Here is a 16,156-nt window from a genome sequence, read left to right on the forward strand (position 1 = left end):
CTGATGCTCCGTCAGATTTGGCTGGGCACGCGGGGTCACGGGCGCCTGGGCCGTGCCCCTGACAGGGCGCGGCCCTGCTGATCGCGGGCAATCAGCAGGGCCTTCCCCCGTGAACGGCCCCCCCGTCGCCGCTCGCACCATCGATTTCAGCGCACGCCGCATTGTTTGGCAGGGCTGTCCGGGCGACCGGACAATGGCCGCGGCCGCCAGGGGCGGCCCGGGGTGCTGCCGCCGACCGCCCTTTCCCTCACTCCCCCAGGACCGCCATGGCCGCGTTGTGCCCGGGCACCCCGCTGACCCCGCCGCCGCGCACCGCGCCCGCGCCGCACAGCAGGACGTTGGCGTGGCGGGTCTCCACGCCCCAGCGGCCGACGTCCTCCCGGGCATAGGGCCAGGCGAGGTCGCGGTGGAAGATGTTGCCGCCGGGGAGGCCCAGGTCGCGTTCCAGGTCGAGGGGGGTTCTGGCCTCGATGCAGGGGCGACCGTCGGCGTCGGTGGCCAGGCAGTCGGCGAGGGGCTCGGCGAGGTGGGCGTCCAGCTGGGCGAGGGTCGACTTGAGGAGTTCCTCGCGTACGCCGTCGTTGTCGGCCTCGAACAGCCGCGCGGGCGCGTGCAGGCCGAACAGGGTGAGCGTCTGATAGCCGCGCTCGACCAGGTCCGGTCCGAGGATGGTCGGGTCGGTGAGGGAGTGGCAGTAGATCTCGGAGGGCGGGGCCTCGGGGAGTGTGCCGGAGGCGGCCTGGGCGTAGGAGGCCGCCAGTTGGTCGTACCCCTCGGCGATGTGGAAGGTTCCGGCGAAGGCCTCGTGGGGATCGACGGACGCGTCGCGGAGCCTCGGGAGCCGCTTGAGCAGCATGTTCACCTTGAGCTGGGCGCCCTCGGCCGGCGCGGGCGGTTCGTCGCCGGTCAGGGTGGCCAGTTCCTGCGGCGAGGCGTTGACCAGGACGTGCCGGGCGGCGACCGTGCCCTCCGTGTCGGCGGTCCGGAACGTGATCTCGGCGGACCGGCCGTCCGTGGCGATCCGCCGGACCTCGTGCCCTGTGGCGATCACGGCACCGGCGTCGCGCGCTGCCGCGGCCAGCGCGTCGGTGAGGGCGCCCATGCCGCCGACGGGCACGTCCCAGGCGCCCGTGCCGCCGCCGATCACGTGGTAGAGGAAGCAGCGGTTCTGACGCAGCGAGGGGTCGTGGGCGTCCGCGAAGGTACCGATGAGCGCGTCGGTGAGGACGACGCCGCGTACGAGGTCGTCGGTGAACGTCGACTCGACGGCGGCGCCGATCGGCTCCTCGAAGAGGATCCGCCACGCCTCCTCGTCGTCGACGCGGCGGCGCAGATCGTCCCGGGTGGGGAGGGGCTCGGTGAGCGTCGGGAACACCCGTTCGGCGACATGGCCCGTCATCCCGTAGAACCGCTGCCAGGCCTCGTACTCGCGGCCCGAACCGGTCAGCCGTTCGAAGGCCTCGCGGGTGCGTCGCTCGCCGCCGCCGACCAGCAGACCGGTGGGGTGGCCGTCGCGTTCGACGGGAGTGTAGGAGGAAATCGTGCGGCCGCGGACCCGGAAGTCGAGGTCCAGGTCCCGCACGATCTTCCTGGGCAGCAGGCTGACCAGGTAGGAGTACCGCGACAGCCGGGCGTCGACCCCGGCGAAGGGGCGTGTGGACACGGCGGCTCCGCCGGTGTGGTCCAGCCGCTCCAGCACGAGGACGGAACGGCCCGCGCGCGCGAGATACGCGGCGGCGACCAGACCGTTGTGACCGCCGCCGACGATCACGGCGTCGTACGAGTCGTGCGGCCGGGGCCCGCTCGGGCGGCCGGACCGTGCTGAGGGTGCGGGGGTGGCAGGCATGGCTCTTGGTAACACGCCATGATCGAGGTCGGCCAGGGGGGCGTGCCAGGTGGATCAACGGGCCGCGACCGGGCTCCGGCCCCCGCCGGGGGCCGCGGTGGATGCGGGCGCCGGGGCCGGGGTGGGGCCGTCGGGGGTGCGCGGGCGGGCGGAAGGCTTCGGGGCCCGGACGGGCGGAAGGGCTGGGGGCTCGCGGGGGCACTACACGTGGGCATCTGGTCCGAGAGCCGGGGTTGCCGGGCAGTGCGCGAGCACCGACGGAAACCGAGGCCACCGAAGAACGGGGGCGCGGGGCCGGTGCCCGGCATCAGGGCCGCCGGGGTACGCGCCGGGGTGCGCGGGGTGGGGGCTGCTGTTCTCGACGGACGATGTGGCGCCCGGCGTGTGAGTGGGCACCGTTCCCGGGTCCCGGCCGGGGCTCAGCGGTGGCCGGTCGCACCTTGTCGGCGTAACGCCGCCACGCGTCGGTACAGCTCCACCGCCTCCTGGCCGCGGCCGAGTTGTTCCAGGCAGTGGGCCTCGTCGTTGCGGCTGCTGAGGGCGTCGGGGTGGTCGGGGCCGAGGACCCGTTCGCGGGCGTCGGCAACGCGGCGGTACTCGGTGAAGGCGTCGGCCCAGCGGCCGAGCCAGCCGAGGCCGACGGCGACCTCACGGCGGCTGACGAGGGTGTCGGGGTGGTCCGGGCCGAGGACGCGCTCGCGCAGGGCGCACACGTCACGGGACTCGGCGAGGGCCTCCTCCCAGCGGCCCAGGCGGCCGAGGTTGACGCCGAGGCCGTGGCGGGCGCGGAGTGTCTCGCTGTGGGCGGGGCCGTGGACGCGGGTGCGGTCGTCGACGAGCGCGCGATAGAGGGTGAGCGCGTCGGCGCTGCGGCCCAGTCTGCCGAGGCTGATGCCGACCTCGTGGCGGGCGGCGAGCGTGTCGGGGTGGTCGGGGCCGAGGGCCTGGGCCCGGGCGTCGGCGACCTCCTGGTAGGTCCGCAGCGCCTCGGGCCAGCGCCCCAACTGACCGAGGCCGTAGGAGACTTCGTACCGGGTGACGAGGGTGTCGGGGTGGTTGGCGCCGAGTACACGGGCGCGGGCGGCGGCCACGTCGTTCGCCAGGCGGTACGAGTCCTCCAGGCGGCCGAGCCTGCTGAGGTTGTAGGCGAGGTTGTGGCGGCAGCGCAGGGTGTCCGGATGGTCGGGGCCTGCGAGGCGCTCTCGGACGGCGAGGACCGAGGTGTAGGCCTGGTGGGCTTCGAAGTGCCGGCCCAACTGGCCCAGCACGTACGCCATCTCCTGCCGGGCGGAGAGGGTCTCGGGGTGTTCGGGGCCGAGGACGCGCTCGCGGGCGCGTACGACGTGGGCGAACTCGCGCAGCGCGTCGGCGGGGCGGCCGGTGCGGCTGAGGGTGAAGCCGACCTCGTAGCGGCTGGAGAGGGTGTCCGGGTGGTCGGGACCGAGGGCGTGCTCGCGTTCGGCGGCGACCGCGCGGTGCACCTCGCCCGCCTCCGTCCAGCGGCCGAGGCGACCGAGGCTCAGGCCCGCGTTGTGCCGGCCGACCAGGGTGGTGATCAACTCCGTTGGTGGGGCGGGGCGTTCGTCCTGTGCGGGGTGTTCGACGCCGCCGGTGACGGGGCGGGCGATCCACTCTCCGGTGAGCCCGGCCGAGGCGTCCGGCGGAGCGAGGCCCGGTCCGGTGCCGGTGGCCTTGTGGCCGGTGGTCATGCCCCGGGTCCACGAAGGCAGCCGGGGTTCGCGCGACGGCGGCCCTCCGGGTCGCGACCGGGGCCGGGGCGCGCCGGGAACGGCCTCTGGCGTGACCGGGGGCGGGACGACGGCCCGGACGTGGACGCGGGCCGGTGCCGAAGCCGTCGCCGCCCGCCCCTCGTCGACCCTGCGGCCCAGTTCGCGGGCGTCGTGGGGGCGTTCCTCCGGCTCCTTGGCGAGCAGGTCGAGGATGATCCGGTCGAGGTACTCGGGCACCTCGGCGCGGTGGTCGCGTGGGGGTGTCGGCGCGGTGTCGCGGTGGCCCATGAGCACGGCCCAGGCGTCGTCGAGGTCGAAGGGCGGCACCCCGGTGGCGATCTCGTAGAGCACACAGCCGAACGAGTAGAGGTCGCTGCGCCGGTCGACCTGCCCACCGACGATCTGTTCCGGCGACATGTAGTGCGGGGTGCCCATCGCGATGCCGGTGCCGGTGAGGCGGGAGGTGAAGGTGACGTCACGGCCCAGGCGCGCTATGCCGAAGTCGCAGATCTTCACGGTGCCGTCGGTGAGCAGCATGATGTTGGCGGGCTTCAGGTCACGGTGCACGATGCCCTGGTGATGGGTGTAGGCGAGGGCGGAGGCCACCTGGTCGGCGATCTCCACGACCGCGGGGACCGCCAGCGGATGGTGTCTGTTGTCCTCCAGGAGCTGGCTGAGGTTGCGGCCCTCCAGCAACTCCATGACGAGGAACAGCACCCCGTCGGACTCGCCGAAGTCGTGGACGACGGTCACCCCCCGGTGCTGGAGGGCCGCCGCCACGCGCGCCTCGCGCCGGAACCGCTCCCGCAGGACACGGGTGAAGGACTGGTCGGGCTGGGTGTTCAGGGGTTTGAGGCACTTGACCGCGACGTGCCGCCCCAGTGACTCGTCCCTCGCCCGCCAGACCTCGCCCATTCCCCCGCGCCCGATCAGATCGAGCAGCCGATAACGGCCCTGGATCAGCCTGGTGTCCCCCATCGCCGACGATCGCCCCCGTATCCGAACGGACCCGCCCACCCCTGGCCCGTCCAGTATGGCGGCCTATCTGCCGACTTTGTACGGTGCCGGGCGGGAGCCGGGGCCGAGCCGTGACATCGCGCGGAGGATGTGTTTGGGCGGGAGTTGCCAGCGCAGACGTGCGGGGACGGCGCGAAGAAAGGTCCCGGTGAGCCGCAGGCGGCGGGTGACCACGGCGGGTGCGGGGGCCGGTCTGCCGTACAACTCGTGGGCGTACGGCGGCAGGGAGGCGTACGCCAGGTTCGCCACGCGCCGCCACAGTGCTTCACGTGCCGGTACGAGCAACGGGTGCGTGGGCGGCCGCCGCAGGAAGTCGTCGACCTCCCGGGCCTCGGGGCCGACCGCCAGCTCGGGCCGCACCCTCTTGAAGTAGGCCGCCAACTCCGCGGTGTCCCCGGGCACTTCGGCGGGGTCGAGACCGACCAGGCGGGCGCTGACACGGTGTTCGTCGACGTACCGGTCGGCGGCGGCCTCGGTGAGGGGGTAGCCGGAGCGACGCAGGATGTGGAGATAGGAGTCGATCTCCGCGCAGTGCACCCACAGCAGCAGCTCCGGCTCGTCGACGCCGTACCGCTCCCCCGTGTCCGGGTCGGTGGCCGAGAGCAAACTGTGGATCTTCCGGACACGGGCACCCGCGTGCTCGGCGGCCTCGGTGGTGCCGTACGTCGTCGTGCCGACGAAGCTCGCCGTACGCATCAGACGACGCCAGGCGTCCTCGCGGAAGTCGGAGTTCTGCATGACGCCACGCACCGCGCGCGGGTGCAGGGCCTGGAGGTACAGCGCGCGGACCCCGGCGATCCACATCATGGGGTCGCCATGGGCCTGCCAGGTCACGGAGGTCGGTCCGAACAGCCCGGGGTCGCCTGTGACGGGGTGGCGGGAGGCATCCATTCCGTCAGTGTGACCAGGTTCGCCGGTCGGCACCAGCCACCGTTCGTGACTGGGCTGTCTGCCCCTGTCGGAAACCCAGGTGGCCTCGGCGCACGATCCGGATACAGTCGGGCGATGCCCGAGCTGAAGCGGCTGCACGCCGACCACGCCCCGGCGGTCCTCGCCTTCGAGCTGGCGAACCGCGACTACTTCGCCTCCTCGATCCCCGACCGCGGTGACGACTTCTTCGACCGGTTCACCGACCTGTACGACGCCTCGCTGGCCGAGCAGGAGGCCGGCGTCTGCGCCTTCTACGTGCTCGTGGCCGAGGACGGCTCGGTACTCGGAAGGTTCAACCTGTACGACTTGGAGGACGGCACCGCCAGGCTCGGCTACCGGGTCGCGGAGCGGGTCGCCGGCCGCGGCATGGCGACCGCGAGCGTCCGGGAGCTGTGCCGGACAGCGACAGCGACGCACGGCCTGCGCACACTGCGGGCGGCCACCTCCCACGACAACGCCGCGTCCCGGAGCGTCCTGACCAAGGCCGGGTTCGTCCCGGTCGGCCCTGCCGCCCCGGCCGATCTCGGCGGCAAGTCGGGCACGTGGTATCAGCGGGACCTCCGGGCCTGACCTCCGGCCCAGAGCACGGCCTAGCCGACTGCCTTGACCTGCTCGTGGGACGACCGCGGACTTGCTCGTGGGTGCCCCACGGGGCACAGCGCGGATCCCGCGCTCGTCGGCAGGAAGCGTTCAAGGGCAGTGTCTGCGGTTCGTGGAGTGATGCGGACGCCGCCGTCGGCGGGGGCTCAGTGCGACATCGAGGTCGTGCAGTGCAGCCAGGGTGGTACCTCCAGGGCGACCCGCCGACCTGCCGGTCCGGCGAGCCGCCGAGGCCGCCGTCCCCGTCGAGCGGGACGGATGAGACGCCTCCCGCACTCCGGTGCCAGCCGGAAGTGGACCAGAGCCCAACGCCGGCTTGCCGAGGGCGCCTTCGCGCACCCGCACGGGCGCCGCCGCCTGCGGATCCGCTGGGGATCCGCGACGACAAGCACGAAGCTTCCCTCACCCTCGGATGCGCGCTCTTCCGCTGCGCCGCCTGTCACGGCTTGTCCGAGCCTTCCCCCTTCTACGCGCACGAGGCGTTCGGGCCATTCGAAGCGGGCGACGCGAGCACGATGAAGCCGAGCGAAATCGGGATATCGAGTTCCGGGACGTGGACGCCCGCATCCCGGGCGTGACCCCGTTTCCGTGCTTTCCGCCGCCGTTCAGGACGCCGCGGTCGATCGGTGCTCAGCCCACCGGGGTCGCCCCGCCCGACGCGAGGTCGAGGGCGATGTCCACGATCATGTCCTCCTGCCCGCCGACCAGGCCCCGGCGGCCCACCTCCAGCAGGAGCGCGCGGGCGTCGACGCCGTGGCGTTCGGCGGCGAGCTCGGCGTGGCGCAGGAACGAGGAGTAGACGCCCGCGTAGCCGAGGGTGAGGGTCTCACGGTCGACCTGGACGGGGCGGTCGCGCAGCGGTCGTACCAGATCGTCGGCGGCGTCCTGGAGGGCGAGCAGATCGCAACCGTGCTTCCATTCCTGCAGGTTGGCCACGGCGATGAAGGCCTCGATGGGACAGTTGCCCGCGCCCGCGCCCTGCCCGGCGAGGGACGCGTCGACCCGTGTGACTCCTTCCTCCACCGCGACGACGCTGTTCGCGACCGACAGGGACAGGTTCTCGTGCGCGTGCACGCCGATCTCGGTGGCCGGGTCGAGGACGTCGCGGTAGGCGCGGACGCGCTCGCGCATGCCGTCCAGGGTGAGCCGGCCGCCGGAGTCGGTGACGTACACGCAGTGGGCGCCGTAGGACTCCATGAGCTTGGCCTGGGCGGCGAGTTCGGCGGCCGGGGCCATGTGGCTCATCATCAGGAAGCCGGAGACGTCCATGCCGAGGTCGCGGGCCTTGGCGATGTGCTGGGCGGAGATGTCGGCCTCGGTGCAGTGGGTGGCGATACGGACCGAGCGGACGCCCAGGGCGTGGGCGCGTGCCAGTTCGGCGATCGTGCCGATACCGGGCAGGAGGAGGGTCGTGAGGACCGCGTCCTCGATCGCGTCCGCCGCCGCCTCGATCCATTCCCAGTCGGTGTGGCTGCCGGGGCCGTAGTTGAGCGAACCGCCCGCCAGGCCGTCGCCGTGCGCGACCTCGATCGCGTCGACGCCCGCCGCGTCGAGGGCGGCTGCGATGCGGCCCACGTCGGCGGGGTCGATGCGGTGCCGGATGGCGTGCATGCCGTCGCGCAGGGTGACGTCCTGGATGTACAGGCTGCGGCTCATCGGTGGGCCTCCACGGGAACGACGCTGCGCCGGGTGATCGACTCGGCGACCCGCAGCGCGGCCGACGTCATGATGTCGAGGTTTCCGGCGTAGGCCGGCAGGTAGTGGGCGGCGCCCTCGACTTCGAGGAACACCGAGATCCGGGTGGTCACCGGACCGGCACCGCCGGGCACCAGGGTGTGCACCGGTTCGTCCTCGGCGACGGGGGCGAACTGCACCTCCTGCTTGAGGCGGTAGCCGGGCACGTACTGGGCCACGCGGTCGGCCATCTCCTTGACGGAGGCGCGCACGGCGTCCTGGTCGACGTCGCCGGTCAGGCAGAGCACGGTGTCCCGCATGATCAGCGGCGGCTCGGCCGGGTTGAGGATGATGATCGCCTTGCCGCGCGCGGCACCGCCGACGGTCTCGATGGCGTGGGAGGTGGTCTCGGTGAACTCGTCGATGTTGGCGCGGGTGCCGGGTCCGGCTGATCTGGAGGCGATGGAGGCGACGATCTCCGCGTAGTGCACATCGGCCACCGCGGAGACGGCAGCGACCATGGGGATGGTCGCCTGCCCACCGCAGGTGACCATGTTGAGGTTGTCGGCCCCCGCGTCGAGGTGCTCCTCCAGGTTGACCGGCGGCACGACGAACGGTCCGATGGCCGCGGGCGTGAGGTCGATGAGCTTCTTGCCGTACGGCACCAGCTTGTGGGCGTTGGCCAGGTGGGCCTTGGCCGAGGTGGCGTCGAAGACGATCTCGATGTCGTCGAAGTGCGGCAGCGAGATCAGGCCGTCGACTCCCTCGTGGGTCGTGGGGATCCCGAGGCGGGCGGCGCGCGCGAGGCCGTCGGACTCCGGGTCGATGCCGACCATGGCGCCGACCTCCAGGGTGTCCGACAGACGCAGGATCTTGATCATCAGGTCGGTGCCGATGTTGCCGGACCCGATGATGGCGACCTTGGTCTTCGTCATGCGTCTCTCTTTTCGCAGGGTGCGGCCTTCTCGGTGAAGGCGGCCGTGACCTCGCCGAGCGAGCTGATCTCGGCGCGGATCCGGGTGCCGGGCGGGGTGGGGACCATGGGGCCGAGCGCGCCGGACAGGACGACCTGGCCCGCGCGCAGCGGCTCGCCGAACTCCCGTGCCGTACGGGCCAGCCAGGACAGGGCGTTCAGCGGGTCGCCGAGGCAGGCGGCGCCGGAGCCCTCGGAGACGAGGACATCGTCGGCGTACAGCCGCATGGAGGCCTCGCGCGGCTCGAACTCGTCCAGGGTGAGCCGGTGTTCGGCGAGGACGAACAGTCCGCTGGAGGCGTTGTCCGCGACCGTGTCGGTGAGGGTGATGTCCCAGTCGGCGATACGGCTGTCGACGATCTCCAGCGCGGCGACCGCGTAGGCCACAGCCGCCCGTACCCGCGCCGGGGTCAGGTCGCCCTCGGCCAGGTCCTCCTTGAGCACGAAGGCGATCTCCGCCTCGGCCTTGGGCTGGAGCAACCGCCCGGACGGCACCTCGGGCAGATCCGAGACGTCCATGTCGGCGAAGAGCACACCGAAATCGGGCTGGTCGACGCCGAGTTGCCGCTGCACGGCGGGGGAGGTCAGGCCGATCTTGCGGCCGACGACGACCGCGCCGTCCGCCAGCCTGCGACGGTTGAGCTCCTGTTGTACGGCGTAGGCGGCGGCGATGTCGTGTTCGCCGATGAGGTCCCGTACGGGCGGGACGGGCCGGCCCTCCTCCAGGGCGGTGGCGAGCCGTGCGGCGGCGCGGACCACGGCCTGTGCCTCGACTGGCGTGTGCGTCATGCCGGTCACCGCCCCTCTGCCGTGACCACGGCGAACCCGGCGATCCACGCGGGGATGGCCTCGTAGAAGCGGGAGGTCATCTCGTACGGCCCGGTGGCGGCGAGGGAGGCGAACGCGGCGATCCAGGTGCGGACCTCGTGGGCGGAGCCGCCGGCCTCCTTGGCCATCGCGTCCACGGTCCAGGAGTCGAACTCCGCCAACTCGCCTTGTTCCAAGTGGTCGAGGAGACGGTTGTCCCAGGCGGGGTTGATCGGGATCATCGCGCTCGACCCCGCGGCGTAGTCGCGCCCCGCCTGGACGACCCGGTGCTCGCCCTTCGCGCGCTGCTCGGGCGTCGGCGGGTGGCCCTCGATGAGCGCGTCGGCGACTCGGGGCGGTGCCCCGTCCAGCACCGGTACGGGCGGGTCGTGCGAGAGGCCGCCGGAGGCGAGGAACAGCACCCGGCGGTCGAGGCGGGCGGCCGCCTGCCCGATCGCGGATCCCAGGGCCCTGATGCGGCTCACCGGACCCAGCGGTGTGGCCACGCCGTTGACGAAGACGGGCACGACCGGCACCTGGTCGATGCCGCCGAAGAGGACCTCGAGCGGCTGCGCGAAGCCGTGGTCGACGGTCATCCGGGCCGAGACAGTGAGGTCGATGCCACGGTCGAGCGCGCCCTGGGCCAGCGCCCTCGCGGCGGCGGTGTCGACCGACAACGGTCCGGCGGCCGTGCCGAAGTCGCCCACCGCGTGTGCCTCGGTGGCCAGGCAGAACGGCGGCATCTCCTTGTAGAAGAAGCCGTTGTAGTGGTCGGGTGCGTAGAGCACGACCAGGTCCGGCTCGAAGGCGCGGATGAAGGTCCGCGCCGTGTCAACGGCTCGGTCGACACGGGCCAGGACCTCCGGCTCAGGGTCGTTCTTGCCGATGAGGGGCGAGTGGGACAGCCCGACGGCTGCTGCGGGCATGGGCGTTCCTATCGGTGAGAGGGGGAATCCGACGGGTGGATGACGAGCTTTCCGGTCAGCCCGCCGTCGATCATGAGCTGGAATCCCTTGTGGATGTCCGTGAGCGGGAGGGTCCGGTCGATCACCGGGCGGACCCCGGTCGCGTCGAGCATGCGCAACATCGCCACCAGCTCGGCGCGGGTGCAGCCGGTGGAGCCGAGGATGCGCTGCTGGAGGTAGAAGACACGGCCCAGGTCGGCGGGCGGGTTGGTGCCGCTGGTGGCTCCGGCGATCACGACCGTGCCGCCGGGGCGCAGCGACTTCAGCGAGTGCGACCAGGTCGCCTCGCCGACCGTCTCGATGACGACGTCGACCTTCTCGGGCAGTCGCTCGCCGGTGGGTACGGCGGCCCGGGCGCCCCAGGTGAGGGCCTCGGCGCGTTTGTCCTCGCTGCGGCTGGTGGCGTAGACGACGGCGCCCGCGGCCACCGCGAGCTTGATGGCGGCGGAGGCGACACCGCCGCCGGCGCCCTGCACCAGCACTCGGTCGCCGGCGGTGATCCGGGCCTGGGTGAACAGCATGCGGTAGGCCGTGGTCCAGGCGACCGGGAGACAGGCGGCCTCGTCGAACGACAGCCACGCGGGCTTGGGGACCAGGTTGCGGGTCGGGACCGTGACGTACTCCGCGAAGGCCCCGTCGTGCTGCTCGGACAGCAGCGCCCGGTTCGGGTCCAGCGTCTCGTCGCCGCGGCCGGCGTCCGGGTCGCCGAGCACCGGGTGGACGATCACCTCGTTGCCGTCCTCGTCGTATCCGGCCGCGTCACAGCCGAGCACGATCGGGAGCCGCTCGGGCGGGTGACCGACGCCCCGCAGGGTCCACAGGTCGTGCATGTTGAGCGAGGAGGCCACGACCCGGACCCGGGACCAGCCGGGCTTGAGATCGGGCTCCGGTACGTCGCGCAGGACCAACCCGGACAGCGGGTCGGCGGCGCTCTGGGAGATGGCGATAGCGGCAAGCACGGGTTGAGTTGACCGTGGCCTGGTGCCGGGCTCCAGCTTGTGTGCCGCTGTGCAGCACGGAGGCCGTCGTGGTCGTATCCGGGGCTGCGCCCCTCTCGGTGAACGCCGATGGCCGACGGCCAGGTCTCGTACCTGTGCCGTCGGCCGTTGTGGAGGGAAAGTGGGCTCAGTGAGGCATGTCGTCCAAGGCCGTGGGGAGATCGGCCAACCAGGACGGTTCCGCCGTGAACAGGACGACGCTGCCGTTCGGCAGGTCCGCTTCCGCGACCCGGCGAAAGCCGCCCGCTTCGAAGGCGGCCTGGAGGGCAGTATCGTCCTCGGCCGGTGCGGCGACCACACGGCGGCAGTGCGGGTCGGCGGCGAACAGCGCGGGGACGAGGTCGTTCAGCAGCCGACCGGCCATGCTCTGCGTGTCCTGGACCAGGACGAGACCCACGGCGATGTCGTACGCGCCGTACGGGTAGCAGGCGCGCAGCGGATGGCGCTGGACGCGGTACAGCCGCAGCTCGACCGGTGGGCCGCCGCCGCGCGGGGCGACGGCGTACGCGCGGGCGCCGTGATCGGCGTCGACGAGGGGGCGCAGGGTCCAGTCGTCGCCGAGGAGGGGCTCGGGCGGCGGCTGCACGTCGAGGAACGTGGTCGTCACCACGGGCTCACACCGCTTCGGCCGGCTCGGCGTCCGCCTCGACCAGGCGGCGCAGTTCGCCCTTGGCCAGCTTGCCGCTGGCGTTGCGGGGCAGCTGGTCGACGAGCAGGAGCCGGGTGGGGAGCTTGTAGCGGGCGAGGTGCCCGCCGGCGAACTCCCGTACCTCTTCCAGCGTGAGCGAGGTTCCGGGCGCACAGGTGAGGACGGCCTGGACGGTCTCGCCCCATGTCGGGTCGGGGACTCCGATGACGGCCGCCTCCAGGACGCCGGGGCAGGCGGCGAGGACGCGCTCGACCTCGGCGGGGTAGATGTTCTCGCCGCCGCTGATGATCATGTCCTTCAGGCGGTCGACGATGTAGTAGAAGCCCTCCTTGTCGCGGTGGGCGATGTCGCCGGTGTGGAACCAGCCGGCGTCGTCGAAGGCGGCGTGGGTCGCCTCCGGGTTGTTCCAGTAGCCGGGGGTGACGTTGGGGCCGCGGACGCAGATCTCGCCGCGGGTGTCGGCCTCGGTGATCCTGGCGCCGGTGACGGGATCGGCGAGGCAGATCTCGGTGTACGGCATGGGGGCGCCGGCCGAGCCCGCCTTCTCCAGCGTCAGCCCGGCGGGGAGGTACGTGGCGAAGGGGGCCGTCTCGGTGAGCCCCCAGGCCTGCTGGAGCAGGATGCCGCGTTCGGCGTAGTCCTTGATCAGCTGCGGCGGGACGGGGGCGCCCGCGACCACCGCCGAGCGCAGGGCTCCCAGGTCGGCCTCGGCGAAGCCGGGTGTGCGGGCCAGCGCGCCGTACATGGCGGGGACCGCGAAGAAGGCGGTCACCCGGTGCCGGACGAGGTCCGCCAGGCACTGGGCGGGGTCGAAGCCGCGGCGCAGGACGACCGTGCCACCGCGCAGCAGGGTGCGCAGGGTGAGGGCGTTGAGGCCGCCGATGTGGAAGAGCGGGGCGGTGGCCAGGTTCACGTCGTCGGAGCGGGTGTCCACCATGCTGTCGACGTTGACGGCGTTCCACCACAGGTTGCCGTGGGTGAGCATGACGCCCTTGGGGCGTCCGGTGGTGCCGGAGGTGTACATCAGGGCGCCGAGGTCGTCGTCGTGCAGCGGCACCGGTTCCCGTTCGGGCCGGCCGGGGCCGAGCAGCCGCGACAGCGGTGTCCATGCGGCGGCGGGTGCCTTGACGGCCGGGCAGGCGGGGTCGGTGTCGACCAGGATGTGGCGGCGGGCGGGGATGTCGCCGAGGACCGACTCGACCAGTGCACGGTGTCCCTCCTCGACGACCACGGTGTGGGCTCCGCTGTCGGTGAGGATGTGGCGTACCTCGTCGGCGGCGAGGCGGAAGTTGACGGGGACGAAGACGGCCCCGAGGTGGGCGGCGGCGAACAGCGTGTGGAAGAAGGTGACGCTGTTGAAGCCGAGGTAGGCGATCCGGTCGCCGCGGCGCAGTCCCTGCTCGGCGAGTCCGGCGGCCAGTTCGACGGCGGTGCGGCTGAGCTGGGCGGCGGAGAACTCCTGGCCCTCGTAGACGAGGGCGGTGGGCGTCGGGTACTTGGCTCTGCGGTGCAGGGCGGCTGCGGGGCTGATGTCGACGGCGGCCATACGGCGGCTCCTTCGATGGCTGTCGTACGAGAGCGGAGGGTGTCGTACAGGGGGCGGAGGGGCTCTACAGGCCCGCGCCGCCGGCGGCGGTGCGGAAGCCGCGCACGGCGATGCCGCCGTCGGCGGGGATCACGGCTCCGGTGACGGTGCCGCTGTTGGTGCGGGAGGCGAGCAGGACGTACGGGCCGGTGAAATCCTCGGGCTCGACGCCGCGGTCGTACAAGGGGATGAGAGGCGGCTGCTTGTCGCCGGACGCCTCGTTCCTGGCGAAGGAGGCCTCCAGCGTGCGGTCCTGCAGACCGAGGCTCTCGGGGCCGCGCAGCTTGGTGCGCATGCCGCCGACGGCGACGCCGTTGACGCGGACCTTCGGCGCGAGTTCGTAGGCGAACTGGCGGAGCAGGCCGAGGCAGGCGTGTTTGCTGGCGGTGTACAGGGAGCCGCCGCCGTCGGTGTGGAAGGAGGCGTTGGAGAGGGTCATGACGATGCTTCCGCGACTGCGCACCAGTTCCCGCCAGGCGGCCTCCACGGCCAGGACGTATCCCTTGACGTTGATGCCGAAGATTTCGTCGAACGCCTCGGACAGTTCCTTGCCGGACAGCCGGGTGACGCTGCGGTGGTAGTCCCAGATCCCGGCGTTGGGAACGAGGATGTCCAGCTTGCCGAAGCTCTCGACGGTGGCCTCGACCGCTCGGTGCAGGTCGTCCGGGGAGCGTACGTCACCGGTGACGGTCAGCACCCCGCCCGGGAGGTCGCCCCACTGGTCCGCGTCCCGGTCCAGTACGGCGACGTGTGCCCCCTCGGCCAGATAGCGCAGAGCGACCGCGCGTCCGATGCCCGAGCCGCCGCCGGTGATCAGGGCGACGTCGCCCTCCAGCCAGCCGCCCATCACCGGGCACCGAGGAAGTCGGTGACCAGGCGCTCGAACTCGGCCTGCCGCTCCAGCTGCACCCAGTGCCCGCAGCCGCCGAACACGTGCAGCTGGACATTGCGGATCTGCTTGAGCATGAGCTGGGCGCCGTCGAGGGTGATGGTGCGGTCGTCGCGGCCCCACAGCAGCAGGGTCGGCGCCTTGATCCTGTGGACGCGCTGCCAGAGCGGGTCCATGCCGTGCCGCTTGGCGAAGGCGGCGTTGTAGGCGTGGTAGAAGGCGATGTGGGACTCGTCGAGTGAGGCCTCGTAGCGGGCCTGGACGGTGTCCTCCCAGCGCTTCGGCTCGGCGGTCATGACGCGGATGAAGTCCCGCATCTTCCTCACCGTCGGGCCTTCGCCGTGGTAGTAGCGGAACATCGCCTTCTGGCCCTCGGTCGGGGTCGGCCCGAACGGCAGCCAGCCGCCGCCCGGCGCCATCAGCACCAGCTTCTCGACGCGCTCGGGAGCGGCGAGTGCGGTGGCGATGGCGGCGGCGCCGCCGAGGCTGTTGCCCAGCAGGTGGAACCGGTCGATGCCGAGGGCGTCCAGGGTCTGCAGCAGCGCGTCGACCGTGATCTCGGTGATGCTACGGGCGTCCAGGTCCGCCTCGGTCGGACGGTAACTGCCGCCGAAACCGGGCTGGTCGGGCAGCACGACCCGGAAGTGCGGGGTGAGGGCGGCCAGGTTCTGGTGGTAGTTGGCCACCGCGCTCGCACCGGGGCCGCCGCCGTGCAGCATCACCAGCACCGGTCCCTCGCCGGCCTCGCTGACCGCGACGGTCCCGAGCGTCGTCCGCACCATGTGCTCGACGAGCTTCGGCTCTTCAGTCTGTGCAGTGCTCACGTGGGTCTCCGGTCGGTCATCACAGGAAGGTGCTGATGTTCTTGGCGAGCAGGACGTTCTGGTCGAGCAGGATCGTGCGGCGGGCGATCAGCAGACCGCCGTCCTCGGTGCGGCGCAGGACGTCGGTGCGGCCTCCGGCGTAGAGGTCGACCTCGCGCTCCAGCCGGTTGCGGTAGCAGAGGAACGCCGACTCGGCGACGTACTCACCGCTCGCCTCGCCCGGCCGTACCGTCACATTGGTGATCAGGTGCCGGGTCCGTGAGGGCGGGTCCTCGGCCCAGGCCATGCCCGAGTCGAAGCGGCGGATCCGCCAGGCCAGACTGGCCTTGGTCTCGTCGAAGATCGCCACCTCGCCGGGCGAGCCGTCGGCCAGGGCCTGCTGACGGCGCAGCCGGTTGGTGCGCACCGGCGCCCAGTAGTGCAGGTCGTCGGCGAACAGCTCCAGCCAGTCCGCGTAGCGGTGCTGGTCGAGGAGTCGCGCCTCGACCGCGTACAGTCGCTGCGCCTCGAAGTGGAGCCGGATGTCGTCGGAGGAGACCGTCGAGGCCTCGTCGACCGCCGGCTCCGGGTGAATACTCATCGGTGGGTCCTCCAGCGGGCCGCGCTCGGTGCTGTCATTCCAGCGCGGAGAGGGTGGTTCGGGGAGCGCGTGTGCCGGTGTGTGGCACG

14 protein-coding genes are annotated in these 16,156 nt (G+C 72.2%); 1 reads left to right on the forward strand and 13 read right to left on the reverse strand.

The features are described from left to right. Window positions 1–247: 247 nt before the first annotated feature. The 3 genes from RM704_RS21285 to RM704_RS21295 form a co-directional block, all read right to left on the reverse strand. Complete coding sequence (locus tag RM704_RS21285; RefSeq protein ID WP_052145924.1) at window positions 248–1,846, reverse strand: phytoene desaturase family protein; 1,599 nt, start codon at window positions 1,844–1,846, stop codon at window positions 248–250. A 419-nt stretch (window positions 1,847–2,265) separates the two neighbouring features. Further along, window positions 2,266–4,554 carry a serine/threonine-protein kinase gene (locus RM704_RS21290; protein ID WP_033526265.1) on the reverse strand — a complete coding sequence of 763 codons (2,289 nt, stop codon included), beginning with the start codon at window positions 4,552–4,554 and terminating at the stop codon, window positions 2,266–2,268. Between the two features lie 63 nt (window positions 4,555–4,617). Then, window positions 4,618–5,484: an oxygenase MpaB family protein gene (locus tag RM704_RS21295; RefSeq protein WP_033526266.1), complete on the reverse strand. Its 867-nt coding sequence runs from the start codon at window positions 5,482–5,484 to the stop codon at window positions 4,618–4,620. Window positions 5,485–5,598: 114 nt separating this feature from the next. Between RM704_RS21295 and RM704_RS21300 the strand changes: the two genes are divergently transcribed. Beyond that, window positions 5,599–6,093, forward strand: coding sequence for a GNAT family N-acetyltransferase (locus tag RM704_RS21300; protein ID WP_033526267.1), 495 nt, complete (start codon window positions 5,599–5,601; stop codon window positions 6,091–6,093). Between the two features lie 660 nt (window positions 6,094–6,753). On the opposite strand, the gene dmpG is transcribed toward RM704_RS21300, so the two are convergent. The 10 genes from dmpG to RM704_RS21350 all read right to left on the reverse strand — a co-directional run bounded on the left by dmpG (window position 6,754) and on the right by RM704_RS21350 (window position 16,067). After that, complete coding sequence (gene dmpG, locus RM704_RS21305; protein ID WP_033526268.1) at window positions 6,754–7,779, reverse strand: 4-hydroxy-2-oxovalerate aldolase; 1,026 nt, start codon at window positions 7,777–7,779, stop codon at window positions 6,754–6,756. After that, a complete protein-coding gene (locus tag RM704_RS21310) occupies window positions 7,776–8,732 on the reverse strand; it encodes an acetaldehyde dehydrogenase (acetylating) (protein ID WP_033526269.1) in 957 nt (318 codons plus the stop codon). The genes dmpG and RM704_RS21310 overlap by 4 nt, the downstream gene beginning before the upstream one ends. Beyond that, window positions 8,729–9,559 (reverse strand): 2-keto-4-pentenoate hydratase, encoded by an 831-nt coding sequence (locus RM704_RS21315; RefSeq protein WP_033526367.1) that lies wholly within the window; start codon window positions 9,557–9,559, stop codon window positions 8,729–8,731. The genes RM704_RS21310 and RM704_RS21315 overlap by 4 nt, the downstream gene beginning before the upstream one ends. Before the next feature lie 5 nt (window positions 9,560–9,564). Beyond that, window positions 9,565–10,503: a 3-carboxyethylcatechol 2,3-dioxygenase gene (locus RM704_RS21320; RefSeq protein WP_033526270.1), complete on the reverse strand. Its 939-nt coding sequence runs from the start codon at window positions 10,501–10,503 to the stop codon at window positions 9,565–9,567. An 8-nt stretch (window positions 10,504–10,511) separates the two neighbouring features. After that, a complete protein-coding gene (locus tag RM704_RS21325; RefSeq protein ID WP_033526271.1) occupies window positions 10,512–11,501 on the reverse strand; it encodes a zinc-binding dehydrogenase in 990 nt (329 codons plus the stop codon). A gap of 166 nt (window positions 11,502–11,667) precedes the next feature. Beyond that, the gene (locus RM704_RS21330) at window positions 11,668–12,150 is read right to left on the reverse strand and encodes a GNAT family N-acetyltransferase (protein WP_052145925.1); all 483 of its coding nucleotides are present in this window, start codon (window positions 12,148–12,150) and stop codon (window positions 11,668–11,670) included. A 4-nt stretch (window positions 12,151–12,154) separates the two neighbouring features. Beyond that, window positions 12,155–13,735, reverse strand: coding sequence for an acyl-CoA synthetase (locus RM704_RS21335; RefSeq protein ID WP_033526272.1), 1,581 nt, complete (start codon window positions 13,733–13,735; stop codon window positions 12,155–12,157). A gap of 64 nt (window positions 13,736–13,799) precedes the next feature. Beyond that, the gene (locus RM704_RS21340) at window positions 13,800–14,621 is read right to left on the reverse strand and encodes an SDR family NAD(P)-dependent oxidoreductase (RefSeq protein WP_033526273.1); all 822 of its coding nucleotides are present in this window, start codon (window positions 14,619–14,621) and stop codon (window positions 13,800–13,802) included. Next, entirely contained in the window at window positions 14,621–15,487 is an 867-nt protein-coding gene (locus RM704_RS21345) for an alpha/beta fold hydrolase (RefSeq protein WP_033526274.1), read from the reverse strand. Before RM704_RS21345 ends, RM704_RS21340 begins: the two co-directional genes overlap by 1 nt. Window positions 15,488–15,506: 19 nt before the next feature. Continuing rightward, the gene (locus RM704_RS21350) at window positions 15,507–16,067 is read right to left on the reverse strand and encodes a 3-phenylpropionate/cinnamic acid dioxygenase subunit beta (RefSeq protein ID WP_033526275.1); all 561 of its coding nucleotides are present in this window, start codon (window positions 16,065–16,067) and stop codon (window positions 15,507–15,509) included. Window positions 16,068–16,156: the final 89 nt, after the last annotated feature.

The organism is Streptomyces gottesmaniae, from assembly GCF_031845845.1.
Taxonomy (GTDB): Bacteria; Actinomycetota; Actinomycetes; order Streptomycetales; family Streptomycetaceae; genus Streptomyces; species Streptomyces akebiae.

Bases quoted from the DNA above. Each gene is read 5' to 3' on its own strand.
- RM704_RS21310 (WP_033526269.1), bottom strand. From the start codon at position 8,732: ATGACGAAGACCAAGGTCGCCATCATCGGGTCCGGCAACATCGGCACC.
- RM704_RS21300 (WP_033526267.1), top strand. From the start codon at position 5,599: ATGCCCGAGCTGAAGCGGCTGCACGCCGACCACGCCCCGGCGGTCCTC.
- RM704_RS21350 (WP_033526275.1), bottom strand. From the start codon at position 16,067: ATGAGTATTCACCCGGAGCCGGCGGTCGACGAGGCCTCGACGGTCTCC.
- RM704_RS21285 (WP_052145924.1), bottom strand. From the start codon at position 1,846: ATGCCTGCCACCCCCGCACCCTCAGCACGGTCCGGCCGCCCGAGCGGG.
- RM704_RS21295 (WP_033526266.1), bottom strand. From the start codon at position 5,484: ATGGATGCCTCCCGCCACCCCGTCACAGGCGACCCCGGGCTGTTCGGA.
- dmpG (WP_033526268.1), bottom strand. From the start codon at position 7,779: ATGAGCCGCAGCCTGTACATCCAGGACGTCACCCTGCGCGACGGCATG.
- RM704_RS21290 (WP_033526265.1), bottom strand. From the start codon at position 4,554: ATGGGGGACACCAGGCTGATCCAGGGCCGTTATCGGCTGCTCGATCTG.
- RM704_RS21340 (WP_033526273.1), bottom strand. From the start codon at position 14,621: ATGGGCGGCTGGCTGGAGGGCGACGTCGCCCTGATCACCGGCGGCGGC.
- RM704_RS21315 (WP_033526367.1), bottom strand. From the start codon at position 9,559: ATGACGCACACGCCAGTCGAGGCACAGGCCGTGGTCCGCGCCGCCGCA.
- RM704_RS21335 (WP_033526272.1), bottom strand. From the start codon at position 13,735: ATGGCCGCCGTCGACATCAGCCCCGCAGCCGCCCTGCACCGCAGAGCC.
- RM704_RS21320 (WP_033526270.1), bottom strand. From the start codon at position 10,503: ATGCCCGCAGCAGCCGTCGGGCTGTCCCACTCGCCCCTCATCGGCAAG.